The 554-nt window shown below is 50.5% G+C and carries 1 protein-coding gene; it reads left to right on the top strand.

The genetic code is table 11. The annotated features are described in order from the left end of the window. Positions 1 to 63 precede the first annotated feature (63 nt). The coding region (lolA, locus tag ACTHUR_RS17145; RefSeq protein ID WP_440399904.1) for an outer membrane lipoprotein chaperone LolA at positions 64 to 554 on the top strand (491 nt) is incomplete at its 3' end.

Raw genomic sequence — 554 nt, 5'->3', positions numbered from 1 at the left:
CCCCTTGCCTGTTACACCATAACGTCTATACTGAACCCATCTCTCCGAACAAGGAACCAAAACATGAAAACTACCCGACTGTTCACCCTGACCGCTGCCGCGCTGCTTTCTTCAGCCATCGGCTTTGCACAAGCCGGCGCAGTGGACGCCCTGAAAAAATTCAATAATGACGCCGACGGTATCAGTGGCAACTTCAGCCAAACCGTTCACAGCAAAAAGAAAACCCAAACTACATACGGTACATTCAAAATCCTGCGCCCTGGCTTGTTCAAATGGGAATACACCAAACCCTATAAACAAACCATCGTTGGCGACGGCAAAACCATTTGGCTCTATGACGTAGATTTGGCGCAAGTAACCAAGTCCTCACAAGACCAAACCATCGGCGACAGCCCTGCCGCCATCCTCTCCAACAAAACGGCATTGGACAGCAGCTACACGCTAAAAGAAGACGGTTCTGCTAACGGTATCGACTACGTTTTGGCTACGCCTAAGAAAAACAACGCCGGCTACCAATACATCCGCATCGGCTTCAAAGGCGACAACCTCGCCGC

It is taken from the genome of Neisseria sp. P0021.S007 (assembly GCF_051956855.1).
This window is presented reverse-complemented; position numbering and strand designations above follow the sequence as displayed.